The organism is Phytoactinopolyspora mesophila (genome assembly GCF_010122465.1).
Taxonomy (GTDB): Bacteria; Actinomycetota; Actinomycetes; order Jiangellales; family Jiangellaceae; genus Phytoactinopolyspora; species Phytoactinopolyspora mesophila.
In genome coordinates this window covers 318,094-342,997 of sequence record NZ_WLZY01000007.1, presented here as the reverse complement: position 1 = coordinate 342,997, position 24,904 = coordinate 318,094, and the positions used below count along the sequence as shown (strand labels likewise).

17 protein-coding genes are annotated in these 24,904 nt (G+C 66.3%); 13 read left to right on the top strand and 4 right to left on the bottom strand.

Going from position 1 to position 24,904, the window contains the following annotated elements; translation table 11 throughout:
• The first annotated feature begins 213 nt into the window (after positions 1–213).
• The 9 genes from F7O44_RS20515 (at position 214) to F7O44_RS20475 (ending at position 15,283) form a co-directional block, all read left to right on the top strand.
• Positions 214–3,336 (top strand): carboxypeptidase regulatory-like domain-containing protein, encoded by a 3,123-nt coding sequence (locus F7O44_RS20515; protein WP_162452136.1) that lies wholly within the window; start codon positions 214–216, stop codon positions 3,334–3,336.
• Entirely contained in the window at positions 3,336–7,058 is a 3,723-nt protein-coding gene (locus F7O44_RS20510; protein WP_162452135.1) for a cadherin-like beta sandwich domain-containing protein, read from the top strand. Before F7O44_RS20515 ends, F7O44_RS20510 begins: the two co-directional genes overlap by 1 nt.
• A gap of 207 nt (positions 7,059–7,265) precedes the next feature.
• On the top strand, positions 7,266–8,321 hold the full coding sequence (locus F7O44_RS20505) for a substrate-binding domain-containing protein (protein WP_162452134.1): 1,056 nt from the start codon (positions 7,266–7,268) through the stop codon (positions 8,319–8,321).
• A 773-nt stretch (positions 8,322–9,094) separates the two neighbouring features.
• A complete protein-coding gene (locus tag F7O44_RS20500) occupies positions 9,095–10,021 on the top strand; it encodes a carbohydrate ABC transporter permease (protein WP_162452133.1) in 927 nt (308 codons plus the stop codon).
• The gene (locus tag F7O44_RS20495; protein ID WP_162452132.1) at positions 10,014–10,985 is read left to right on the top strand and encodes a carbohydrate ABC transporter permease; all 972 of its coding nucleotides are present in this window, start codon (positions 10,014–10,016) and stop codon (positions 10,983–10,985) included. Before F7O44_RS20500 ends, F7O44_RS20495 begins: the two co-directional genes overlap by 8 nt.
• A 61-nt stretch (positions 10,986–11,046) precedes the next feature.
• Positions 11,047–12,399: an ABC transporter substrate-binding protein gene (locus F7O44_RS20490; protein ID WP_162452131.1), complete on the top strand. Its 1,353-nt coding sequence runs from the start codon at positions 11,047–11,049 to the stop codon at positions 12,397–12,399.
• Positions 12,400–12,465: 66 nt separating this feature from the next.
• Complete coding sequence (locus tag F7O44_RS20485; protein WP_162452130.1) at positions 12,466–13,566, top strand: Gfo/Idh/MocA family protein; 1,101 nt, start codon at positions 12,466–12,468, stop codon at positions 13,564–13,566.
• On the top strand, positions 13,563–14,540 hold the full coding sequence (locus F7O44_RS20480; protein WP_162452129.1) for a DUF6807 domain-containing protein: 978 nt from the start codon (positions 13,563–13,565) through the stop codon (positions 14,538–14,540). The genes F7O44_RS20485 and F7O44_RS20480 overlap by 4 nt, the downstream gene beginning before the upstream one ends.
• Positions 14,537–15,283 carry a cupin domain-containing protein gene (locus tag F7O44_RS20475; RefSeq protein ID WP_162452128.1) on the top strand — a complete coding sequence of 249 codons (747 nt, stop codon included), beginning with the start codon at positions 14,537–14,539 and terminating at the stop codon, positions 15,281–15,283. Before F7O44_RS20480 ends, F7O44_RS20475 begins: the two co-directional genes overlap by 4 nt.
• A 46-nt stretch (positions 15,284–15,329) precedes the next feature.
• Here the strand turns inward: F7O44_RS20475 and F7O44_RS20470 are convergent, their stop codons facing one another.
• Positions 15,330–16,874, bottom strand: a complete 1,545-nt coding sequence (locus F7O44_RS20470) for a serine/threonine-protein kinase (protein ID WP_162452127.1) — start codon at positions 16,872–16,874, stop codon at positions 15,330–15,332.
• 151 nt (positions 16,875–17,025) lie between these two features.
• Here F7O44_RS20470 and F7O44_RS20465 point away from each other — a divergent pair, with 151 nt between their 5' ends.
• The 3 genes from F7O44_RS20465 to F7O44_RS20455 all read left to right on the top strand — a co-directional run bounded on the left by F7O44_RS20465 (position 17,026) and on the right by F7O44_RS20455 (position 19,763).
• Positions 17,026–18,066: a metallophosphoesterase gene (locus F7O44_RS20465; RefSeq protein ID WP_162452126.1), complete on the top strand. Its 1,041-nt coding sequence runs from the start codon at positions 17,026–17,028 to the stop codon at positions 18,064–18,066.
• Positions 18,067–18,118: 52 nt separating this feature from the next.
• Positions 18,119–18,739 carry an HAD family hydrolase gene (locus F7O44_RS31280; RefSeq protein WP_222851539.1) on the top strand — a complete coding sequence of 207 codons (621 nt, stop codon included), beginning with the start codon at positions 18,119–18,121 and terminating at the stop codon, positions 18,737–18,739.
• A gap of 67 nt (positions 18,740–18,806) precedes the next feature.
• Positions 18,807–19,763 carry a helix-turn-helix transcriptional regulator gene (locus F7O44_RS20455; RefSeq protein WP_162452125.1) on the top strand — a complete coding sequence of 319 codons (957 nt, stop codon included), beginning with the start codon at positions 18,807–18,809 and terminating at the stop codon, positions 19,761–19,763.
• Between the two features lie 48 nt (positions 19,764–19,811).
• Here the strand turns inward: F7O44_RS20455 and gdhA are convergent, their stop codons facing one another.
• Entirely contained in the window at positions 19,812–21,161 is a 1,350-nt protein-coding gene (gdhA, locus tag F7O44_RS20450; protein ID WP_162452124.1) for an NADP-specific glutamate dehydrogenase, read from the bottom strand.
• Between the two features lie 226 nt (positions 21,162–21,387).
• Here gdhA and F7O44_RS20445 point away from each other — a divergent pair, with 226 nt between their 5' ends.
• Complete coding sequence (locus F7O44_RS20445) at positions 21,388–22,428, top strand: sigma-70 family RNA polymerase sigma factor (RefSeq protein WP_162452123.1); 1,041 nt, start codon at positions 21,388–21,390, stop codon at positions 22,426–22,428.
• A 135-nt stretch (positions 22,429–22,563) separates the two neighbouring features.
• Here the strand turns inward: F7O44_RS20445 and F7O44_RS20440 are convergent, their stop codons facing one another.
• Entirely contained in the window at positions 22,564–24,006 is a 1,443-nt protein-coding gene (locus F7O44_RS20440) for a glycoside hydrolase family 43 protein (protein ID WP_162452122.1), read from the bottom strand.
• A 38-nt stretch (positions 24,007–24,044) separates the two neighbouring features.
• Positions 24,045–24,902, bottom strand: a complete 858-nt coding sequence (locus F7O44_RS20435) for a carbohydrate ABC transporter permease (protein ID WP_162452121.1) — start codon at positions 24,900–24,902, stop codon at positions 24,045–24,047.
• Positions 24,903–24,904 lie beyond the last annotated feature (2 nt).

The window sequence follows — 24,904 nt, the reverse complement described above, 5'->3', positions numbered from 1 at the left end:
CGGTCCAGGCCCGTCACCTGGAGCTTGAGCAGGACTTTTCTTTCCCTTGCGCATGTCCGACATTGTGCACCAGCGATGCCTCTCGTGGTGCTGGACGCTCGTACCGGTTGCACCAAATGCCCCTTGAACATACCTGGCGGCTGTGGTGGAATACGTTTTCCCATTGCACGACACAGCACGGCCCGACCTCAACGATCGAGGAGGAGTGCATTGATGCCATCCATCAGGGTTCGCTTTCGAGCCCGTCTCAGCCGCTCGGCGCGAATGATCTCGTGCGGTGCGACCGCAGCCGCCGTCTTGGGATCGCTACTGGTTCTGGCCCCGCAGGCGGCAGCTGAAGCTGACCGGGCGGAGCGAGCCGAGGTTTCCGAAGCGGTCGGGACCACGTATTACGTCGACGCGTCCGGGGGTGACGACGCCGCGTCCGGCTTGGACGAAGGGCAAGCGTGGCAGAGCCTGGACCGGGTCAACGAGACCACTTTTGAACCCGGTGATCGCATTCTGCTGCGATCCGGGGAGCAGTGGAGCGGACAGTTGTGGCCCAAGGGCTCCGGGGCAGCTGGAACACCGATCACCATCGACAGCTATGGCGACGGGCCGAAACCCCGCATCGACGGGGAGGGCGAAGTCGCGGAAGCGGTTCGGCTGTTCAACCAGGAACACTGGGAGATTCGCAACCTGGACGTCTCGAACGAGGTTCCAGTGGGCAGCGTCCCCGGCGAGAACCTCGGTGACCTGCGTGGCATCGGTGTGCTGGGCGACAACGGCCAGACACTCAGCCATTTCGTGATCGACTCCGTCGACGTGCATGACGTCAGTGGCGAGATCAAGTGGATCGGCGGCAATCCGGGCAACAACTCACCGGGCGTGACCTGGGGAACTGGATGGGACCGGTCGAAGAACACCGGCGGCATCATCTTCCTGACTTCGGTGCCCGACATCGCCGATCCCGGTGACCCCACCATCCTGAACGGCATCACCGTGCAGAATTCGACGGTCAAGAACACGTCGTTCTCCAACATCGCCGTGAAGCAGTACACCGGCGACGCCCCTGGCGCCGTCACCACTGGCTGGGGCGAGCGCCGAACGGAGAACGACTCGCGATTCACACCACATACCGACGTCACGATCCGCGGCAACTACCTCACCCAGGCGGACGCCGACTTCGGCGCCAACGGGGTCTATCTGACCAACGTCCGCGGTGGGCTGGTCGAACACAACGTCATCGACAGGGTTGGTGTGTCGGGCGTCGAGACCTTTGCCGCTGACCAGGTCACGGTCCAGTTCAACGAGATCTCCGGGACCCGCAGCGCGCAGGGAAGTGCGGACGGCAACGGGATGGACCCGGACATCGCCACCACCAACCAGCTCTTCCAGTACAACTATCTGCACGGCAACGAAGACGGGATCCTGCTCTGCGCGTGCCGGAGCGGCGTCAACTTCGGCAGCGCGGTGGTCCGCTACAACGTCGTGGTCAACAGCGAGCGCTGGAACCTCCACATGAGCCAGCAGTCTGGCTCGTTCGCCGAGGTTTACCACAACACGTTCTACAGCACCGACGCGCCGAATATGGTCTCCGGTGGGGTAGGCGGCCGGGTCGAGCTGCGGAACAATCTGTTCGTCTCGCCACGACCTGTGTCGTTTCTCCAGAACTCGAACGTGACGTACGACAACAACGGATACTCACCCGGGCTCACCGTCCCCTCCAGCGATAGCGCCGCCGTGGTGGGCGAGCCTCGGTTCCTCGACCCGGACGTTTCCGGACCACATGGCGACGAGCACACCGGTCCCATTCTGGAGACGGCACGAGGCTTCGCTCTGACGCCGGAGTCGGTGTTCGTCAACGCCGCCGGTGACATGGCGGACCGCGGTGACCGGGATCTCCTGGGGACACCGGTTCCCACGGGGCCGGCCGCCGATATCGGGGCCTTCGAGTACACGACGCCGCCCGGCCAGACGTGGGAGACCGTGTCCGGGCTCGTACGTAACCAGTACGAGGTGCCGGTGTCCGGCGCGCAGGTGTCGGTCACGGTTGACGGGGAGACACACTCGGCGACCACGGAGGATGACGGCTTCTACCGGATCACTGAGGTGCCGTTCGCCGACGATGCACCGGTCACCGCGACTGCCGAGGGTTACGACGACTACTCGGCCACGATCACCGTGTCCCCGGGAAGCGCTGTGCGCCACGACTTCGAGATGACCGCGCAGTTCAGCACTGGCACGTTGACCGGTGTGGTGGTGGACGAGCAGGCGAACCCAGTCCCAGGCGCCACGGTGACCGTGACCGTCGACGACACCCCGGTGGCGGCCGAGCAGTCCGGCGCTGATGGCAGGTTCGCCGTCACCGGCGTCGAAGCCGACACCGAGCTCACGGTGACGGCGTCGATCGGCGAGCACACAGGTTTCCCGCGGGGCGGAGTCTCCGTCACACCCACCGCCATCGTGGACGTCGGCGCTCTGTACATCCGGAGCAGCGGAACCGAGGAATGGGTGTCGGAGACCTTCGACGACCTGCCGACCGGGCCGCTGGCCGACGGAACGCAGGGATGGCGAGTGGTCTCGGTCGGCAACGCGGTGGACGTGGTCGAGGTGCCGTCAGCAACCGACAAGAGCGTCCGCCTGCACCGGACAACCGGACAAGGCGATCCGGCGGGCACCAACCTGGCACGGGTGTTCGACACGCCACTTGAAGGTCTGGTCAGGATCGACGGGAGGGTCATGCGTGACGATGATCAGGCCGGCTGGTTCGGATTGCCCTACGTGTACAACGCCGATGGTCAACAGGCGATCAGCGTCGCATTCGCGCGGGGCGACATCTTGGCCTTCAATGGCGGCTCGGCGCAGACGATCGGGCAGTACACCCGCGGCAAGTGGTATGACATCAGCCTCACGGTCGACACCATCGGCCAGCGGTTCGACCTGGACATCGATGGTGAACGTGTCCTGAGCGATGCGACGTTCCGCACTCGCATGGACGGTGTCGCACGAATCGCCTGGTACGCGAATGGGGGTGAGCGCGGCGCGGTCCACGTTGACGACGTCTTCGTCACTCAGGGCGAGGCCTTCACGCCCGGTGATGACGACGGCAACCTTCTCGACGACCTCTATGCCGAGGGCAAGCTCGAACGCCGTCACTACAACAAGCTCCGCACACAGCTGGCGGTCGCCGACCGTGCTGCCGGCCACGGCCGGATCGAGGAGTCCGACGCCGCACTCGACCGGTTCATCGGGTTCGCGAATGAGATCGATGACGAGGAGACGCGTGAGCAGCTGACCCAATTCGCCGAGGCGCTTCGTGCCGAATGGTCGAGCGCCAAGGGAGGAGAGAACTGATGCCATCCATCAGGGACCACATCCGAGCCCGTCTCAGCCGCTCGGCGCGAATGATCTCGTGCGGTGCGACCGCGGCCGCCGTCTTGGGATCGCTGCTGGTTCTGGCCCCGCAGGCGGCGGCTGCCGAACCTGACCGGGCAGCGGGAGCCGAGGTTTCCGAAGCGGACGGGACAACGTATTACGTCGACGCGTCCGGGGGTGACGACGCCGCGTCCGGCTTGGACGAAGGGCAAGCGTGGCAGAGCCTGGACCGGGTCAACGAGACCACTTTTGAACCCGGTGATCGCATTCTGCTGCGATCCGGGGAGCAGTGGAGCGGACAGTTGTGGCCCAAAGGCTCCGGCTCGGCCGGTTCACCGATCACCATCGACAGCTATGGCGATGGGCCCAAACCTCGGATCGACGGGGAGGGCGAAGTCGGTGAGGCGGTTCGGCTGTTCAACCAGGAACACTGGACCATCCGCAACCTCGAACTCACCAACGAGGCGCCCGCACTCAGCGAACCGGGCGAGAACCTCGGGGACTTCCGCGGCATCTACGTCAGCGGCGACAACAGCCAGACACTGAGCGGCTTCGTGATCGACAGCGTCGACGTGCACGACGTGACCGGCGAGGTGAACTGGATCGGGGGCAGCACGGCCAACAACAGGACCGGTATCCGGTTCCAGACCGGCTGGGACGCCTCGAAGCGGACCGGCGGGATCGTGTTCGACACAACAGTGCCGGACATCTTCACCCCACCGTCGACCCCCACCATCCTCAACGACGTGGTCATCGAGAACTCGACCATCGCCAACACCTCGTTCGCCGGCATCAGCATCAAGCAGTACACCGGGGACGCCCGCAACGAGGACGGTCAGATCATCGCCGAGCGGACGGGGTGGGGCACCCGGAACAACTCCAGCGACCCCGACTTCGCGCCGCACACCAACGTGGTGATCCGGAACAACTACATCACCCAGGCGGACAGCGACTACGGAGCCAACGGGGTCTATCTGACCAACGTCCGTGGCGCGGTGGTCGAGCACAACGTGGTGGCTCGCACGGGCACGTCGGGCATCGAGACCTACTACGCCGACGACGTGACGATCCAGTTCAACGAGGTGTACGGCACCGTCCGGAAATCCGGCGGCGCGGACCACAACGGCATCGGCCCCGACAGGGGCACCACCAACGTCCTGGTGCAGTACAACTTCGTGCACGGCAACGGCGACGGCATCCTGCTGGCGCAGTTCGGGTTCGGCGACTCGGTGGTTCGCAACAACGTCATCGTCGGCAACACCCGATACCAGATCTACCTGCATTCGAACCGGCAGTCGCGCTCCGAGATCTACAACAACACGATCTACAACGACCGCAGTAACTACCTCATCTACGGCTACGGGCAGTATTTGGAGTCGACGTACAACATCACCAACAACGTCCTGTACTCGACCCGTCCGGACGCCGCGCTGAGCACCACCGAATCGGTCCGGTACAGCAACAACGTCTACGGTGGCGCCGACCTGCTGATTCCCGCCAACGACGACGCGCCGATCGTCGCGGATCCGCTGTTCGTCGATGCGCCGCTCGACGGCCCCTCCGGCTCACCCGAGACGGGGCCGCAGCTGGAAACGGCCCATGGCCTGCGGGTCCAGTCCGGATCGCCAGCGATCGACACCGGCGTCGAGATCGAGCACAACGGCGGCCGCGATTATGCCGGGACGCCGCTGTACAACGGCAACCCCGACCGTGGTGCGTTCGAGTACACCACGGCGGACGACGCCACCACCGAATCGGTCACGGGAACGGTTCGCAACCCCGCGGGCTCCCCGGTCTCCGGCGCCACAGTCACCGTCGAAAGTGTGCCGGAGAGCGTCACCACCGGCTCGGATGGCAGGTTCGTGGTGCACGACGTGGCCTTCGCCGACGGGTTGACCGTGACGGCGGAGCGGCACGGCTACGAGAGCGTCACCGAAACCGCGGACGTGCGGCACGGCAACATCACGACCGTTCATTTCACCTTGGAGTCGGCGAGCGAGATCGGGTCCGTCTCCGGTGAAGTGCTGGATCAGACCGCCCAGCCCGTGGACGGAGCGGTGGTGACCGTTCTCGACGGGGACCACGCCATCGGGACGGCAACCAGCGGCGGGGACGGCACGTTCGTCGCCGCCGACGTGCCCATCGGCGAGGGCTACACCGTCCGGGCCGAAGCCGACGGGCTGGTACCGGCGCAGCGATCCGGTGTGGATGTCGAACCGCTGATGACCACCGACGTCGGTGGGCTGCTGCTGGTCGAGCCGGTTCCGGACTACGTCGTCGTGCACGATTTCGACGACCTGCCCACCGGCCAGCTGGCCGACGGCACGGATGGGCTTTCGGTCAGCCATTCCGGCGGCGGGGTCGACGTCGTGGAGGCGCCGGATGCCACGAACAAGAGCGCGAAGCTGACCCGGACGGTCAACAGCGGCCGGACCAGTCTGCTGCAGCCGTTCGACCCCGGCCTGACCGGCATCGTGTCGGTGGAGGCCAAGATCATGATCGACGAGCCCTACGTCTCGGGGAACCACTGGTGGGGTGTGCCCTACATCCGCAACTCCAGCGGTCAGAACGTCGTCAGTGTGGCGTTCACCAGGAACAACATCGTGGCGTACTCGGGCACGGCAACACATACGATCACGAGCTACGAGCCTGGCCGGTGGTATCACGTCATGGTGGTGCTCGACACCGTCAACCAGACCTTCGACCTGTTCCTCGACGGTGAGCAGATTTTCGAGGAGGCGACGTTCCGGAACTCCCTGGACGGCGTCGCACAGGTGGACTACTACGCCGACAGCTCGAACTATGGCAGCGTGCACGTGGACGACCTTCGGGTGGCCCACGGTGTCGCCGTCGCCCCGGATGATGCCGGGCTGGCGGCCCTCACCACCGGCCACGGAACGCCCAGCCAGTCGGCTGACGGCAGCTACCGGCTCAATGTGCCGGCCAGCGTCGACGAGGTCGAGGTGACCGCGGTCGCACGCAGCCCGTTCGCGCGGTCGGTGTCGATCGGCGCGGAGCAGAGCCCGGGTGCGGAGGCTACACAGAACGTGCAGCTCGGCCCGGATGGACAGGACGTGGTCATCGTCGTGACCGCTGAGGACGGCACCGAAGGGGAGTACCTCCTCCAGATCAGCCGGCAGGACCTGGCCAATGACTCCAGGCTGACCGATCTGGCACCGAGTACTGGAACTCTCGAGCCTGGCTTCGATCCGGACTCACTCGAGTATGCGCTGGAGGTGCCGGGTGAGGTCGAGACGCTGACCCTGACGCCAACGGCCGTCAACCCGGACGCCACGATCACGGTGATGGGTTCCGTGGTGCCCAGCGGCGAGGTGTCGGCGGCCATCGAGGTGCCGGTGGGCCAGAGCACCGTCGTCGTCGAGGTGCAGTCCGCGGACGGCACGTCAACCCACACCTACGTGCTGTCGGTGTACCGTCCGGACGTAGGCGGGGGTGATCCGTTCGCGGAGCTGTCCGGGCTGCTCGAAGAACTCCACGCGGAAGGAGCGGTTGAACGGCGTCAGTACAACAAGCTCAGGACCCAGCTGGCCATCGCCGAACGTGCCGCCGGGCGAGAGCAGTACCAGCAGGCCAGGGATGCCCTTGACCGGTTCATCTCGATCGCTTCAGAGGTTGAGGACGAGGACGCTCGCGAGCAGCTGATCGTGTTCGCGGAGAGGGCGCGGGAGGCGCTTGCGTGACCGCAACATCGAGTATTGTCACAGCGATAGACCAGAGGTCCCACGGTGCCTGCGTGGGCTAGGGGGCACCGGCAAGTGGAGTCTCGTCATGGTGTGGCGGGCATCGGCGAGCGAGGTACGAGCGAGTCCGCTGGGCGAGGCGAGACTCCACTTGCCGGAGCACGACTGTGATCATGCTCTGAGCTGCATGTTCGGGAGGAACGGCGAGTGCCGCACGCTTCGAGACCCACGGTTACCTTGCGCGACGTCGCGGCTGCGGCTGGAGTGTCGGTAGCCACCGCGTCTCGGGTGCTCGGCGGCAGCTCCCGCAGTGTGGCGCCGGAATACGAAGAACGGGTCCTGGCCGCCGCGTCGGCATTGAGATACACCGCCGACGCGGCGGCCAGGGCCATGCGCCGGGTCAGTGACTCGATTGCTCTGGTGGCCGATGATCTCACGACGCCGTCCATCGGTCTTCTCGTTGCGGCTATGGAGCAGGAGGCGCGCAGTTCTGGAGCCTTCGTCACCGTTTCGCCGACGGGCGGCACACCGGAACGGCAGCTGGAGACGATCCGCCGGCTGCGGGCGCTTCGCCCGCGCGCGCTTGTCCTCACTACGGGCAGGGTGGAGGCCGCTGCACTCGGCGGTCGCCTCACCGCGGAACTGCTCGCTTACCAGCGTGACGGCGGTCGGGTGGTGATCGTCGGCGACACCGACACCGACTTTGACTCCATCCGCTTCGACAACCGCGGATCGGCCCGGGAGATGGGCGTATACGTCGGGGCGACGGGACATCGCCGGGTCGCGGTTCTGGCCGGTCCGGCCGGTCAGGCAGCGATGACGGCCCGCGTGGAGGGGTTCGTTTCCGGGCTGGAGGATACGGGAGCTGGCCACGAACAGGTCAGGATCGTCTATTCCGAGCTGACCCGGCAGGGTGGCTTTGACGCCGTTCGAGAGCTGATCTCCGGTGCTCGCGGGGGTGTCGACGCGGTGGTGGCCGCCAACGACCTGCTCGCCATCGGCGGGCTCGGCGCGCTCCGCGCCGAGGGGATCTCCGTACCACGTCAGCTGTCAGTGACCGGCTTCGACGATATCCAGCTGGCCGTGGACGTCACACCCCGGCTCACCACGATCGGGGTGCCTCTGGCCGAGGCAGGGGCGGAGGCGATCCGGCTCGCCGTCAGCGCCCGGTCCGACCGCGTCCACCTGGTCCTGAGAGGGAGACTCATCGTGCGGGACAGTACGGTCGCGCGGACCTCGGACGGGTCGATCACCCGCCTCTGAGCGACGGATCGCGCCTCGGGCAAGCTCGCCCGAAGCGCATTTAGGCGCTTGTGACGTGTCGGTGGGTGGGTTCATGGACGGATCGCTGGGGCGGGTTCTGCCGAGTGTCCGTGGGGGGCGTTCTTGACACGACGATCTTCACGACCCAGGTCATCGCGCCTGGCCTTGCGGACGTGGGCCTGTTGTCGCTGGTCGTGAACGTGGCCGTGTGGCGGCGGGGCAGTGTGTGGCCGGCGGGGGCGGATCGTGAAGATCGTTGTGTGAATCCCGCCGGCCGCCGGGCGGTATTCAGGGATCGTGAAGATCGTCGTGCCAGGGAAAGCCGCTGTGGGCCGTCAGGATTCACACGAGGGGGCACACACCGGTCGTGAAGATCGTTGTGTGAATCCCGCCGGCCGCCGGGCCAGTACGGGGGTCGTGATGATCGTCGTGCCAGGGAATGCCGCTGTGGGCCGTCAGGATTCACACGAGGGGGCACACACCGGCCGCCAGTCAGTCGGCCTATCAAAGCGCCCACCCCCCCCACCCCTCCCCAGATTCGACGGAAATGCCCGCAATGGTCACACCGGGAGCCTTGTCGTTGCTGGGCTGAGCGCGGACGCTGGGTGGCGCGGCCGCGCCGGCGTTCAGCGCTTCGGCCAGAACTCTTGACGCCGGGGCGAACAGGATGCAAACTGTGGAATACGTTTCTACGGAATACGTTTTCCCAACCTTTCAAGTTTCATGATCCGGCTGGTCACGAGGGTGGCAAGAGCTTTGTTGAACGGAGTGACATGAGTGCTCTCGGGGAGCTTCAGCGGCTGCGAGGGGGCGGTGGTGCTGCTGCGCGGAAGCGGGACAACAAGGCGGCTGCCGTCTTCCTGTTGCCGTGGTTCGTCGGTCTGTTCGTCATCACCGTCGGACCGATCGCCGCCTCGTTCGCGCTCGGTTTCACCGACTACAACCTGATCCAAGCACCGTCGTTCAGCGGTTTGGACAACTTCACCCGCATGCTGTCGGACTCCCGGCTCCACGCGTCGTTGGGGGTGACTTTCCGCTATGTGGGCATATCGGTGCCACTGCAGCTGGCGTGTGCGCTTGCGCTCGCCCTCCTCCTGGACCGGGGGTTGCGCGGGCTGGCGTTCTATCGTTCGATGTTCTATCTTCCGTCACTGCTCGGTTCGAGTGTCGCCATCGCGGTGCTGTGGCGGCAGATCTTCGGCGCGGACGGCCTGATCAACCAGGTGTTGAGTATGGTCGGCATCGAGGGACGGGGCTGGATCTCCGATCCGAGTACGGCATTGTCGACGCTGATCGTGCTGAACGTCTGGACCTTCGGTGCGCCGATGGTCATCTTCCTGGCCGGCCTCCGGCAGATTCCGCGGATGTACTACGAGGCCGCGGCAACCGACGGCGCCGGGCGCTGGACCCAGTTCTGGCGGATCACGTTGCCGCTGCTGTCGCCGATCATCTTCTTCAACCTGGTGCTCCAGGTGATCCACGCCTTCCAGTCCTTCACCCAGGCGTTCGTCGTCTCGGGTGGCAGCGGCGGGCCGTCGGACTCGACGCTCTTCTACACGCTTTACCTGTATCAGCGCGGATTCAACAACTTCGACATGGGGTACGCCTCGGCGCTCGCGTGGTTGCTGCTCGTGATCATTGCCGGATTCACCGTCCTGAACTTCTGGGCGGCCAAGTATTGGGTGTTCTACGATGACTGATCTTCGTTCCGGGCAGGTCCCCGGCACCTCCGCCGACGGCACCCCGCGTGGGTGGCATGGCCGGCCGGGCGCTGACGTGTCGCTGGGGCGGGGCGGGCCCGGCCGCAGGTCGGGACGGCCCAGAGATCCGGTCCTGCCCGCGGCCGTGCGTTCGGTGGCCAAACATGCCGGGCTCATACTGGCCGCTCTTCTCATGCTGTATCCGGTTGTCTGGATGGTGGTCAGCTCACTGCGCCCCAGCGCCGAGATCTTCCGGCAGACGGGCGTCTTCCTGGATACGCTCCAGGTGGACAACTACAGCGAAGGCTGGGATGCGCTGTCCCATTCCTTCGGGCACTACATGATCAACTCAGCGATCGTCGTGCTCGGCTGCATCGTGGGCAACCTGGTGGCGTGCTCCATGGCGGCTTATGCGTTCGCCAGGCTCGAGTTCACCGCCAAGCGGTTGTGGTTCGCCATCATGCTCGGCACCATCATGCTGCCGATCCACGTGATCATCGTGCCGCAGTACATCCTGTTCTCCCAGCTGGGGTGGGTGAACACGTTCTTGCCGCTGATCATCCCGAAGATTCTGGCCACCGACGCGTTCTTCATCTTCCTCATGGTCCAGTTCATCCGCGGGCTTCCGCGTGAGCTGGACGAGGCGGCCAGGATCGACGGCTGCGGCCACGGCCGGATCTTCCTGAAGGTCATCTTGCCGCTGATGATCCCCGCGCTCGCCACCACGGCGATCTTCACGTTCATCTGGACGTGGAACGATTTCTTCTCCCAGCTCATTTATCTGACCGATCCAGAGATGTACACGGTGCCTGTCGCGTTGCGCTCCTTCGTCGACTCCACGGTCGCCACCTCGTGGGGCTCGATGTTCGCGATGAGTGTGCTGTCTCTGATCCCCGTTTTCCTCGCTTTCCTCATCGGCCAGCGATACCTCATCAAGGGGATCGCCACCACCGGCGGCAAGTAGGCAACCGGTGACACCGGCCGGCCAGTTCAATGTCGAACACACACCACATGGAGGATCTACCATGCGCCACCCTCATCCACGTCGCCTCGCTACCCGTGCGGTATTGCTGGGTGTTGCCGCATCGCTCGCGCTGACCGCCTGCGGAAGCGATGACGCCGGCTCGGACAACAACAACGACAACGACAACGACAACGCCAGCGCGGAGACGGAGCTGTCGGACGACCCGGTGACATTGCGTTTCACCTGGTGGGGCTCGGATGAGCGGCACCAGCGGACCCAGGATGTCATCGACCTGTTCGAGGCGGAGTATCCCCACATCACCGTTCGTGGGGAGTTCAAGGACTGGAACGGCTACTGGGACAGTCTCGCCACCACCGTCGCCGCCAACGACGCGCCGGACATCATCCAGATGGACGAGCTGTATCTGGCCTCCTACGCCGAGCGTGGCGCCCTGCTGGACCTCGGAACAGTCGACGGGCACCTCGACACATCGGGCTTCGACGAGAACGCACTGGCCACCGGTGTCGTGGAAGGCGGTCAATACGCCCTGCCCGTGGGGCTGTCGGCGTATTCGTTCGTGGTGAACGTCGACCTTCTCGAGGAGTACGGATTCGACCTGCCCGACGACGACACCTGGTCCTGGGATGACCTGAAGGAAATCGGCGGGGAGATCTCCGAGGCCAGCGGCGGTGCCGTGACCGGGGTGCAGTCCTGGGGGTTCGATGCCGGCGGGGTGAACATCTGGGCCCGCCAGGCCGGGGCATCGGTGTATGACGACGACGGAAACGTGGTCATCCCGCCGGAGGTGCTGGCCGACTACTGGACCTACCTGAGCGATCTGGCCGAGGAAGGCATCGCGCCGGACGCGTCCACCACCATCGAGCGGTCCACCGCAGGACTCGATCAGTCCGGCACGGCCACCAACAACTCGGTTTTCGCCACCTGGTGGAACACGCAGCTCAGCTCTCTCACCGCAGCCAGCGGGTCCGAGCTACAGCTGCTCAAGCTGCCAGGTGAGGCCGATGCGACCGCCCCGGGCGCGTACTACAAGCCGTCGATGTACTGGTCGATCTCCGCGCGCACCGATCATCCGAACGAGGCGGCATTGTTCGTCGACTTCCTCGCCAACAGCGAAGAAGCGGGTGGGGTGTTGCTGACCGACCGAGGCGTCCCAGCCAACGAGAATGTCCGTTCGGCGATCGCCGGTGAGTTGACCGACACGGACACCGCGGCCCTGCAGTACATCGACGAGATCACCGTCGGTGAGACTCCGCGGGTGACCCCCAACGGTGGGAGCGGCATCGAGGCGATTCTCGGCCGCTACACCGAGCAGGTGTTGTTCGGGCAGATCACGCCCGAGGACGCGGCCGAGAGCTTCATCCAAGAGCTTCAGTCCGAGATCGACGCGGCCTGATTCAACGCGAGATCAGTATCTTCCCTGCCGAACCGGCAGGGAAGACTGGTAAAGGAGCACGAGGTAATGTCCCAACGCAGTTATCGGACGGCGATCGTCGGAACCGGTGCAATCGCCAATGCCCACGCCGGGGCCGTCCAGGCCGCAGCAGAGCGCGCCAGCCTCGCGGCGGTGGTCGATGTGGACGCCGGCCGGGCACGAGCTTTCGCCGACAAGTGGGGCGTGCCGCGTGTCTTCGCCAGCTTGGCGGAAATGCTGCTGGAGGAGGAGGTGGACGTGGTCCACGTGTGCACTCCTCCTCAGCAGCACGCGTCGTTGGCGAAGCAGTGCCTGGCCGAGCACGTGACGGTGCTGCTCGAGAAGCCGCCGGCGCTGTCGCTGGCGGAGATGGACGACATCGTCGCCGCCGAGCGGCGCTCGTCGGCGCGGGTGGCCACCGTCTTCCAGCATCGGTTCGGACCGGGCGCGATCCGATTGCGGAGGATGGCCGGTAAGGCGGAACTGGGCCGCCCGCTGCTGGCCACCTGCGCCACTCAGTGGTTCCGCGACGAAGCCTATTTCGCGGCGCCGTGGCGCGGGTCGTGGGAGAACGAAGGTGGCGGGCCCACGATGGGCCATGGCATTCATCAATTCGATCTGCTGCTTTCGGTCCTGGGTCCATGGCGTGAGGTGACGGCGGTGGCAAGCCGCAGCGCTCGCCCCACGCAGACCGAGGACATCTCGATGGCGCTGGTGACCTTCGACAACGGCGCCGTGGCGTCGGTGGTGAACTCGGTGGTGTCACCACGGGAGGTGTCGGCGCTCCGGTTCGACTTCGAGCACGCGACAGTGGAGCTGGAACATCTCTACGGCTATACCGATGCCGACTGGCGGATCACCGCCGCGCCCGGGCACGACGACATCGCCGAGCGATGGACGGCCGAGAAGAGCGAGGTGCCGAGCGGACACGACGAGCAGTTGCGGGCGGTGCTCGACGCGCTGGACGCCGGCCAACCACCGCCCGTGACGCTGGACGATACGCGGCTGACCATGGAGTTCATCGCTGCCCTGTATGCGTCGGCGTTCACCGGGGAACGTATCCAACGTGGCCAAATCGGTCCGGACAGCCCGTTCTACCAGCGTATGGACGGAACGGGAGCACCGTGGGCGGAGGTGAGCATCGCATGAGTCCCACTCTGCGGATCGACCACGCGCTCGACCGGGCGGTGAGCGTCACTGCCGGCGACGTCGAGTTGTTCACCTACACCTACCGGCCGGACACACCCGTGCTGGAGTCACCGAAGCCGTATCTGCACCCGATCCGCACGCTGGCCGGAGACGTCGTCAGTCTGTTCCGGCCGCATGACCACGTGTGGCACAAGGGCATCGCGTGGTCGCTCCCGCACGTGGGGGAGCACAACTTCTGGGGTGGTCCCACCTACGTGCACGGCAGTTTCTACGTGCAGATGGACAACAACGGCAGCGCCGTGCACCGGGAGATGACGGCCTTGGCGGCGGCCGGCCAGCGGGCACAGATCGGGCACCGGCTCGATTGGCGGGCGCAGAATGGCGAGCCGGTTATCGACGAGCACCGTGTGCTGACGGTGGAGGTTGTGGACGAGGGCACATGGGTACTGATCTTCGACACGACCATGAACAACGTCTCCGGAGCCCCACTCGATATCGGCTCACCGACCACCAAGGGCCGTCCGAACGCCGGGTACGGAGGGCTGTTCTGGCGAGGGCCTCGATCGTTCACGGGCGGCATCGTGCAGTCGGCCACCACTGCGGGAAGCGGCAATGATCTGCGCGGAACTCGCGCGGAGTGGCTGGGCTTCCGCGGTCAGCATGACGAGACCGGTGAGTGGTCGACGCTGGTCATGGTGGACGACGCCGCGAATCCGCAACATCCGCCGCTCTGGTTTACCCGCACCGAAGAGTTCGCCTGCCTCTGCCCAGCACCGTTCTTCGACGAGGAGACCCGCGTGGATGACGGCGACACCATCAGGTTCCGCTACGCCGTAGTGGTGGCCACCGGTGACCGAGATGCTGAAGGTACGGCCCAGCTCGCTGCCACGGGCCGTGATGCTCTGGCGGCGGCGCGGAACACGTCAGCGGTGTCCACGCCGGACCCGGCCGAGCACTCGGGGGTGGTGGCATGACTGCGCTGCCAGCCTTTCCAGGCGCAACGTCGGTGAGCCGCCTGTCGGTCTATCCGGATGCCTGTCAGGACGGGCTCGCGGGCGGCACACCGCATATGCACACCGCATCCGCTGAGGGGTACGTCGTCGTCGGCGGCTCCGGGGCATTGCAGACCGTCGACATGTCCGGTTTCCGGGAGACCGAGTTAGGACCTGGCTCGACAGTATGGTTCACCCCCGGGACCATTCACCGGGCGATCAACCGGGGTGAGCTCGAGGTGATCGTCGTCATGCAGAACTCCGGCCTCCCGGAAGCGGGCGACGCCGTCATGACATTCCCGCCGGACGTGGTCAGCGAAGTGGCGCGGTACCGCGCCGCCGCGACGTTGCCGGTGGGTGAGCCCGAGGAGGTCATGGCGGACGCCGTCACGCGTCGCAGGGAACTGGCGGTCGAGGGCTTCCTGCACATCGCGGAACGCGTCAGCAGCGGCGACACAACTCCGCTCGAGGAGTTCTACGACCACGCGGTGGCACTGGTCCGTGAGGCGGCGCCCGGATGGCGCGAAACCTGGGAGGCGTCAGTGGCGCGGGAGACGCGCAAGACCGCCGAGGTGCTCGACGCGCTCGAACGCGGTGATGGTGAACATCTGCGGGCCTCCGCGGTGCTCGAATCCCCGCCGAGTGAGACCTCACGGTGGGGCATGTGCGGCCGGTTGCGTACCCACGATGTGGCGCACCCGCACGTGCACTCCGCAGGTTCTTGATCATTGTGCTCGTTTAGGTGCCATAGCGCCTAAACGAGCACAATGATCAAGGAGCGGACCGGGACATGAGCAGGATCAGGGCCGTGAGTATGGAGACCATCGCCGTGAGCCCGGCCGCGATCGTGTAGCCCGGGTATGACGCCGGGATGGTGGCGAGCAACTCGCGCAGGACATCCGCCTCGGGATCGAGCCTGCCGACCAGGAAGGCACCGGCCACACCCAGGGGCGCCGCGACGAGCAGCGTGACGAAACCGAAGGTGAGTGACAGTCGCCGGGCTGCCCGGCTACCGAGCGCGACGGGAATGGCGAGGATCAGCAGCATCGCCGTGAGGAAGCCGTAGACCGCGACCACTGCCCAGGCGATGATCGGCACGATGCCGCTGAGCCATTCGAACGTACCGGTGAGCCAGTTCTCGACGACCGCGACGACATCCGCGTGCAGGTTCCACAGCTGTCCGACGTACACCGCGAGACACAAGCCCGCCAGGGCGAGCAAGGCTCCGGCGATGAGCGGAATGCGGCGGCGGCGCGGCCTGGACGGGGCAGGCTGCTCAGCGCGCCGCGCTGGAGCGGCCTCGCGCCGAGCGGGCGCCGGCCGCCGAGCCGGCTCCGGCTGGACCGGCGTGGGACGTAGTACGTGGGTCGCGGGTACAGGCCGCGGGGGTGGCTGTGCGACCGTCGGGGCGGTTTGCTGCGCAGGCGGCGGCGGTGGGTTAAACGCTTGTACCTGCGTGGCGAGGTCGTCGGGGTGCGCGACGACGGTCTGGGCGTCATGGGGCGCGGCCGCGACGTTCCGCGCGGTCACGGCGAGTTCGCGCGCTGACGGCCACCGCTGATCCGGTTCGGTGGCCAGCATGCGCCGGACAAGAGCGGCCACTCCGGGTGGGACGTCGGCGTCCAACGGAGCCGGGGGCTCGTGCAGGCGCTGGGTGGCGACAGCGAATGAGTTGTCGCCGGCGAACGGCAGTCTTCCGGTGAGGCACTCGTAGGCGACCACGCCCAACGCATACATATCCGATCGAGGAGTGGCCGGATGGCCGAGCACCTGTTCCGGCGCGAGGTACGACGGCGTGCCGACCACCTCGCCGGTGGCGGTCAGCTGTGCGGACGTTCCGGATCGGGCGATGCCGAAGTCGGTGAGAACCACCCGGTCGTCTTTCGTGATGAGCAGATTGGCCGGTTTGACGTCACGGTGCACGATGCCGGTGTCGTGGGCGGCCTGCAGAGCTTCGGCGGTCTGCGCCACCAGGGCGGTGGTGAAATCTGGCGTCAGCCGGCCCATCCGGTGCAACCGGCGCGACAGAGGTTCCCCCTCGACGAGTTCCATCACCAGGATGGCTGTGGAGGAGTCGCCTTGGTAGTCGTAGACATCCACCACCGCAGAGTGCTTGATGGTGGCCATGGCGCGAGCTTCGGCGAGAAACCGCTGCGCGAAGCCGGGCTGGGCAACCAGTTGCGAGCGCATGACCTTGACCGCGACGGTCCGTCCCAGCACCTGGTCCGTCGCTCGCCAGACCTCGCCCATGCCACCGCTGCCGATGAGCTCGTCCAGGAGATAGCGCTCGGCGAGCCGCACTCCAGGGCCGTACATGGCGAATCTTCCTCCCCCGTGGTCCGTGACCCTCGCCGGCGGGTGCGCGGGTAGTCGTCGGCCACTGCTTCAGCCACGATACCGGCTGGCTGGCGAGGCAGTGGACGTTGATCATGACATGTGGATTCGATGGCTTCAGTAGTCTCGGGCTGTGACGGTTCTCGTTCATGCCGCCGATCTGCACCTCAACAGCCCGCTCTATGGGCTTCAGCGGCACTACCCGAATGAGGACTGGCATGCGCCGACTCGCCAGGCGCTGCCGGACCTGGTCACCGCCGCGGTCGGGGAATCTGCCGACGTTGTTGTTCTTGCGGGCGACATCACCGACCGCGACTGGTATGACGATCACACGGCGCGGTCCTTCCGGGAAGCGATGACGGACCTGCACGACGCGGGGATCGTCGTTTTCGTCATCGACGGCAATCACGACGCCGCATGCGGCTTCAGGAGGGATCTGGCTGGTTCACCGGACCCATTGCCGCCGAATGTCTGGTGGTTCGATTCCGGCCACGCGCACACGGTGGTGCTTGAGGAGCTGGGACTGGCCGTCCACGGGCGTGGTCTACCGGCTGCCGTCGTGGCTGAGGATCTCACCGCGACGTTTCCGGCCGGCATTCCTGGACTGCTGAACGTCGGCATCCAGCACACCAGCCTCGACAACAGCCGTCCCGGGCAGCCGTGCGCGCCCACCACCCTGGACGCCCTGCTTCAGCGTGATTACCAGTACTGGGCGCTCGGGCACGTGCATCCGCGTGAGGTGGTGCGTACCGCCCCGTGGGTGGTGTACTCCGGCAACACCCAGGGGCGCACTGCCAGAGAGTCCGGCCCCAAGGGCGTGACGGTGACCACGGCCGAAGGGGAGCGGATCACTGACGTGCGCCATCGCGAACTTTCGCTCGTGCGTTGGGCGCACCTTGCGGTGGCGGCCGCTGACGACGTCGACACAACTATCGAGCGGACCGATACCGAACTCGGCTCCGTGGCGCAGCTCCTGCAGGACGGCCAACGACTCGCCGTCCGGATCGAGATCACCGGCGGGACGTGGTCGGAGCAACGCCTGGCAGACGTCGCCGCGGCGATCAGAGACGCGGCCGGCACCGACCCGCGTTACCTGGTTGAGAACATCGGCTGGGCGGGGCGGCTGACGACGTCTGCGAATACCAGACGAGATGGGGCGGCTGGCCAGCGGTGAGTCGGTTGGAGCGGGAGAGCAACTCGGCGCGCCTGAGATAGTGTGCGTTGCCGTGGACGTACGGGCGCTGATGTTTGACGTTGACGGCGTGGTCATCCGGCGACCCGGCGGTCGTTCGTGGGACGCGGACCTCGAGGCTGACCTCGGCATTGACCCTGCCGCGCTCGGTCGGCGTTTCTTCGCTGTGCATTTCGGTGACGTCGTCTTGGGTCGGGCCGATCTCTTCGATCGACTTGACGTGGTGGTCCCGGCGCTGGGCGGCATCTCGTCCCGGGAGCTCGTCGATTACTGGTTCGCGCGTGACGCACACCTGGACGAGCGGTTGCTGAACGACCTCGGCGAGGCGAGGGCGAGGGGCCTCGATGTTCACCTGGCCACGGTCCAGGAACACCACCGGGCGCGATATCTGTGGGATACCCTCGGCCTGCGTCGCTACTTCGCTTCGATGCATTACGCCGCTGACGTCGGGCACGTCAAGACCGAAGAGGGCTTTTACCGCGTCGTTGAGTCACGAACGGGGTTGCGTCCGGCAGAACACTGCCTGGTCGACGACACCCAGGAGAACGTGTCCGCGGCCGAGCGCGAGGGATGGAAGGCCGTCCTCTGGACGCCGGAGTCGCGATTGGAGCACGTCCTGGGCATGGTGACGCCGGGTATACGCGACGGAGGCTGAGCCCGCCCCTCGGGCTAAGCTCGGTTCCGGACGATGGGCTTCCGGATTCACGGATTGGTGGTATGCCATGCGGACCGAGACGAGTCCCACGGCGCGGGCACTGCTGGCCCTCGAACTGATTCAAGGCAGCCCCGGAATCACCGCGGACCGGCTGGCGGACAAGCTCGGTGTCTCCGAACGTGCCGCCCGGCGGTACACCGGCATCCTTCGCGAGGCCGGCATTCCGATCGAAGCGGTCCGCGGCCCGTACGGCGGATACCGGGTCGGCCGGGGCCTGCGGCTGCCACCGCTGATGTTCAGTGCTGCCGAGGCACTGAGTCTGGTCATGGCGGTGCTCGACGGCCACCACGACGCCAGCGACCCCACCGATCTCGTCGGTAGCGCGATGGGCAAAATCGTGCGTGCGCTTCCTGAGTCGGTGGCGGCTCAGGCCGAGGCGGTCCGGAGGACGGCGGCGCCTGTCCCTGACCGCGCGGCTGCCAGGCCCGATCCAGAAACGACCACCGCTCTCGTGCTGGCCTGTTCGAAGCGGCGGCGGGTGCGGCTCGGCTACCGTTCCGAGGCCGGCTCGCAATGGGTCAGTGAGGTGGACCCATGGGCCGTGGTCGTCCGCCATGGACGGTGGTACCTGCTGTGCTGGTCGTGCGATAAAGAGGCGGTGCGCACATACCGGGTCGACCGCGTCATCGACGTGGCCGAACTCGATGTGTCGTTCACTCCGCCTGCCGAGCTGGATCCGGTCGAGACACTCGAGGAGCACCTGGCCGTCGGCTGGGAGTACGACGTCGAAGTGGTCATCGACGCACCGCCGGAGTCGGTTGCGCGATGGCTGCCGCGCAGCCTTGGCTGTCGCGAGGCGGCCGGTGCTCACACCACACGTCTGGTCGCCACCACGAGCAACCCGCGATGGTACGTCGAGCAGCTTGCGCTGCTCGACGTCCCCTACCGGATCGTCGGCTCAGCTGAGATCCGGGCAGCAGCTCAAGGGCTTGGCCGCCGGCTCCTGGACGCAAGCACCGGTTGATCGGCAGCCCTTGGTGCTGCCCCGCTGCGGCCGGAGTGTTCGTCGTCGTCAGATCACACCGAGGGCCAGCATGGCGTCTGCGACCTGCACGAATCCCGCGATGTTCGCTCCGGCGATGTAATTGCCGGGGGAGCCGTATTCGTCAGCGGTGGCCGCGCACCGTTCGTGGATCTTGCGCATGATGACCGACAGCCGCTCCTCGGTGTACTCGAAGCTCCACGAGTCGCGGGAGGCGTTCTGTTGCATCTCGAGGGCGCTGGTGGCCACACCGCCCGCGTTGGCGGCTTTGCCCGGCGCGAAGGCCACACCGGCGGCGGTGAATATGCCGATGGCTTCCGGGGTGGCCGGCATGTTCGCGCCCTCACCTACGAGCCGGCATCCGTTCTTCGTCAACGTGATGGCGTCTCCGGCGGTGAGCTCGTTCTGGGTCGCCGAGGGAATGGCAATGTCGCAGGGCACGTTCCAGATCGACCCCTCGGAGGAGGCGTGAACGTGGTTGCCGCGCGCGGTGGCGTATTCGGAGATCCTCTCTCGCCGCACTTCTTTGATCTCTTTCAGCAGCGCGACATCGATCCCTTTGTCGTCGACCACATAACCACCGGAGTCCGAGCACGCGACCACCGTGCCGCCGAGCTCCTGGACCTTCTCGATCGCGTAGATCGCGACATTGCCGGAGCCGGATACCACGACGCGCTGTCCGTCGAGCGTCTGGCCGCGGGTTTTGAGCATCTCGTTGATGAAGAAGACCGTGCCATAGCCGGTGGCTTCCCGGCGGACTCGAGCGCCGCCCCAATTGAGTCCCTTTCCGGTGAGGACGCCGGACTCGTAGCGGTTCGACATGCGCTTGTACTGGCCGAAGAGAAAGCCGATCTCGCGTGCTCCGACGCCGATGTCGCCGGCGGGCACATCGGTGTGCTCGCCGATATGCCGGAAGAGTTCGGTCATGAAGGACTGGCAGAAACGCATGACCTCGGCCTCTGAGCGGCCCTTGGGGTCGAAGTCCGAGCCGCCCTTGCCACCGCCGATGGGCATACCGGTCAGGGCGTTCTTGAAGGTCTGCTCGAAGCTGAGGAACTTCACCACCCCGACATTGACGCTGGGGTGGAATCGCAGCCCACCCTTGAACGGGCCCAGCGCGGAGTTGAACTGGACACGGAATCCGCGATTGATCTGTACCGCACCGGAGTCATCCACCCACGGCACCCTGAAGATGATCTGTCGCTCCGGCTCGCACAGGCGGCGGATCACCGCGCTGTCGGCGTATTCGGGATGCTTGGACACCACGGACTCGAGGCTGGTCAAGACTTCCCGAATAGCCTGGTGAAACTCGTGTTCACCGGGATTACGGCGCAGTACCTCGCCGTAGACGTCATGCAGGCTGTGGTGGAGCTCGGGCACGAAAACACCTCATGTGATCGGAGCGAGGGAAAGCCCGCCGGAACGGCGATGTCCGGTGCTGAAGGGCGCAATCAACGAGGCCGGCGACGATGCCGGCCGGTCAATGCGAGGTTACCTCGGACCGGAAGCCGTTTCTGGCGGCGGTGGTTGCACTTGAAGCCCCCCGGGAAGCGGACCAGTGCGCTTCCCGGCACCGTGTCAGTGCTCGGCAATAGACTTCTGGCTCATGAGGGACGTTGCTGGAATAGATCCGGGCGGCGGCGTGGATGCCGCCGAGCTATCTCGGGCGCGCGAAGGAGATGACGAGGCTTTCAGTCGTCTCGTGGCGCCGATGCGCCGTGAGCTGCACGCCCACTGTTATCGGATGCTCGGATCGGCACACGACGCCGACGACGCCCTACAGGATGCGCTGATCAGGGCGTGGCGTGGCTTTGAGAAGTTCGAGGGCCGCAGCTCGCTACGCTCGTGGCTCTACACGATAGCGACGCGGACCTGCCTGGACACGGTGGAGTCTCGCGGCAGACGAGCGTTGCCCGTCGACCTCAGCCCGGCAAGCGAACGGGCGGTGGTCGGGGACGTCCCGCTGACGGACATCTCCTGGCTGGGGCCCTATCCTGACGCCGGCCTCGCGGCTGGGCCGGCCGGACCAGCCGCGGCCTACGATCAGCGCGAGGCGGTCGAGCTCGCCTTCGTGGCCGCGTTGCAGCACCTTCCGGGCAACCAGCGTGCGGCCCTGGTGCTCTTCGAGGTACTCGGATTCTCCGCTGCCGAGATCGCCGCGGTCATGGATACCACCGTCGTCTCGGTGAACAGCGCCTTGCAGCGGGCACGAAAGATCATTGCCGAGAAGGTGCCGCCGGCCAGCCAGCAGCAGACTCTGGGTGAGATCGGCGACGCCCGAATGCGGGAAATCGTGGCCGGGTTTGCCTCCGCGTTGGAGCGCGGGGACGCTGACGCGCTGGTAGCCCTGCTCACCGAGGACGTCACCTGGTCGATGCCGCCGATGGCCCACTGGTATCGCGGCCTCGAAGCTGTGATGGACTTCGCCGTCCGTGTGCCGCTGACCGGCTGCGGTTCTTGGCGCCACCTTCCCACCAGCGCCAACGGGCAGCCGGCGGTGGCGTGCTACCTCTGGGACGACGCCGCCGGTGCACACCTGAGCTGGTCGGTCAACGTGCTGAGCTTGCGAGGCGCCAGCATTACCGAGGTGACGTCGTTCGTGGGCGCGCAGCACGCCGCGCTCTTCGGGCTCCCGGACCGCATGTGAGTTGCGAATCTGCTACCAGTCGCGTTCGGCTTAGAACCCGCGCGAATACGGAGTCGCCGCCCCCTACTCGCGCGGGGTTCTATCGGATGCGGATCATGTGGCGCGCTTGAGGTTGCCCTGAAGATCGCCTAGGCGTCAGGTGCCGGGGGCCGACGTGTACCGGAACCGCAGGAGCCGCGAATCGCCGCGCCGTGATTCCACCCCGATCACCCGTCCGGTGAACCCGCCGGCGACTTCGGTGGACAGGTAGCGGCCGTCAAGCCTCGCCAAGGTGGTGATCTGGCCGGGTCGCTCCTCGACACCGAGCTCGATGTCGTCTGGACCTTGCTGGGTTGCGGACACACTGCGGATCACGAGGGTGAGTGGGCCCGGCGCCGCCCGGACCTGTTGACCAACGATGCTCTCCAGCGGCCCGATCCGTGCCGTGGCACGGACCTCGGCGGCGTCGGCCTCGACGGCGTACCAATGGTGGTCGTCGATGCGCAGTACCAGGCGGGCCACCGCGTCACGCGGGTCGATGTCGGCCCGTGTGGTCCAGTGCTCGTCGCGGACCCGGGTCGCCAGCAGCCCGGGCCCGTCCCGGCCGCGCAGTAGCACGTCGTCGCCGTCGACCGACACGAGCTTGCCGGGCTCGGCATCGGGTGAGATCCACCGGGGGTGCAATGGGCCGGCGCGGAGATCGTCGTCGATGTCGTGGTCGGCTTCGGCGACGGGGTAGCGGTGTTCGTCGACCTGTGGCCAGCCGTCGTGCCAGCTCACTCCGGCCAGGAAGGTCTCGCGGCCGTTGACGTGGAACATCGGTGTCATGCCACGCGGGCGTACGGCGAGGTAGACCATGGCCCACTCACCGTCGGGTCCTTGGACGAGGTCGGCATGGCCGGTGTTCTGCACGGGGTCAGCGGTGCTGCGGTGCGTGAGGATCGGATTTCCCGGCGCCGGCTCGAACGGCCCGGTGGACGTACGCGACCGGGCAATCGAGACACAGTGGCCTCGCTCGGTGCCGCCCTCGGCGATCATGAGGTACCACCAGCCGCCGATCCGGTACAGGTGGGGCGCCTCCGGGAACGCCAGGCCGGTGCCGGACCAGATCTTCCTGGGTTCTTCCAGCAACTCCCCGGAGGCCGGGTCCACGTGCGCCTGGACGATGCCGCGGAGCTCCGGCGCGGAGGAGCACCAGGTCATCATCGCGTGCCCGGTCTCATCCCAGGCGATGTCCGGGTCGACGCCGCGGGCAGCCGCGACGCGCACCGGGTCCGACCACGGCCCGGAGGGATCGTCGGTGGTGACGATCAGTTGGCCGCCCTGGCCGGAGACGTCGGTGGTCACCATCCACAGCCGTCCGTCGTGCGCCCGCAGCGTCGGCGCGAAGATCCCGCCGCTGCTGGGGTGGCCCGGCTGGAATTGCGGGGCACGGTCCAGCACATTGCCGATCTGTCGCCAGCGTCGCAGGTCGGTGCTGTGGAAGATGGGCACGCCGGGGAAATACTCGAACGACGATGTCACCAGGTAGTAGTCGCCGCCGACGCGGCAAACACTCGGATCCGGATGGAAGCCGGCGATGATCGGACGTTGCGCCATGGCGGCAGCCTGGGCTGGGAGGACTGTATCTGTCATTGTCACTTGACCCCTACTGTTGCGATGCCTTGGATGAAATAGCGCTGGAGCGCGACGAAGAAGAGGAGGATCGGGGTGATCACCAAGACCGATCCGGCGAGGAGAACGCCGTAGTTCGTCGCGTTCTGCCCGACCGAGTAGAGCGACAAAGCGACCGGCAGTGTGTACATGTCCTCACTCTGCGCCGCGACGAGCGGCCAGAGGAAGTTGTTCCACGATCCCAGGAAGGTGAGGATCGCAAGCGTCGCCAGCGCCGGGCCGCACAGCGGCATCACCACCCGCAGGAAGATGCGGAGTTCGCCGGCGCCGTCGATGCGGGCCGCTTCCAGCAGCGCGTCCGGGATGCCGAGCATGAACTGGCGCATGAGGAACACGCCGAGCGGGCTGGCGAGGAACGGCAGGATCAGCGCGGGGTACGTGCTGATCATTCCGAGCTTGCTGACGACGACGAACAGCGGGATGAACGTCACCACGCCCGGGATCATGAGGGTGATCAGCACCAGCGTGAACAAGACACGTTTGCCCGCGAAATCGATCTTGGCGAGTGCGTACCCGACCATCGAGCAGAACATCAGGTTGCCCAGCACGGTGGCGACGGCCACGATCGAGCTGTTGAGAAAGAACTGGCCGAAGTCAAGCCGGGTGAACCAGGTGACGAAGTTCTCCATCGTGGGTTGGTCGGGCCACCAGGTGATCGGCCGTCGGATCAGCTCCCCGTCGGTCTTGAAAGCGCCGAGAAACATCCAGGCGAACGGGATGAGTGTCACCACGACGGCGAGGATGAGGGCGGCGTACGTGACGGCCCGTACGAACGGCACCCGGTCTTGGCGCCGCCGGGTCGCGAGCGGTGGTGCGGTCATGG

Bases quoted from the DNA above. Each gene is read 5' to 3' on its own strand.
- F7O44_RS20515 (WP_162452136.1), top strand. From the start codon at position 214: ATGCCATCCATCAGGGTTCGCTTTCGAGCCCGTCTCAGCCGCTCGGCG.
- F7O44_RS20510 (WP_162452135.1), top strand. From the start codon at position 3,336: ATGCCATCCATCAGGGACCACATCCGAGCCCGTCTCAGCCGCTCGGCG.
- F7O44_RS20500 (WP_162452133.1), top strand. From the start codon at position 9,095: ATGAGTGCTCTCGGGGAGCTTCAGCGGCTGCGAGGGGGCGGTGGTGCT.
- F7O44_RS20495 (WP_162452132.1), top strand. From the start codon at position 10,014: ATGACTGATCTTCGTTCCGGGCAGGTCCCCGGCACCTCCGCCGACGGC.
- F7O44_RS20490 (WP_162452131.1), top strand. From the start codon at position 11,047: ATGCGCCACCCTCATCCACGTCGCCTCGCTACCCGTGCGGTATTGCTG.
- F7O44_RS20485 (WP_162452130.1), top strand. From the start codon at position 12,466: ATGTCCCAACGCAGTTATCGGACGGCGATCGTCGGAACCGGTGCAATC.
- F7O44_RS20480 (WP_162452129.1), top strand. From the start codon at position 13,563: ATGAGTCCCACTCTGCGGATCGACCACGCGCTCGACCGGGCGGTGAGC.
- F7O44_RS20475 (WP_162452128.1), top strand. From the start codon at position 14,537: ATGACTGCGCTGCCAGCCTTTCCAGGCGCAACGTCGGTGAGCCGCCTG.
- F7O44_RS20470 (WP_162452127.1), bottom strand. From the start codon at position 16,874: ATGTACGGCCCTGGAGTGCGGCTCGCCGAGCGCTATCTCCTGGACGAG.
- F7O44_RS20455 (WP_162452125.1), top strand. From the start codon at position 18,807: ATGCGGACCGAGACGAGTCCCACGGCGCGGGCACTGCTGGCCCTCGAA.
- F7O44_RS20445 (WP_162452123.1), top strand. From the start codon at position 21,388: ATGAGGGACGTTGCTGGAATAGATCCGGGCGGCGGCGTGGATGCCGCC.
- F7O44_RS20440 (WP_162452122.1), bottom strand. From the start codon at position 24,006: ATGGCGCAACGTCCGATCATCGCCGGCTTCCATCCGGATCCGAGTGTT.
- F7O44_RS20435 (WP_162452121.1), bottom strand. From the start codon at position 24,902: ATGACCGCACCACCGCTCGCGACCCGGCGGCGCCAAGACCGGGTGCCG.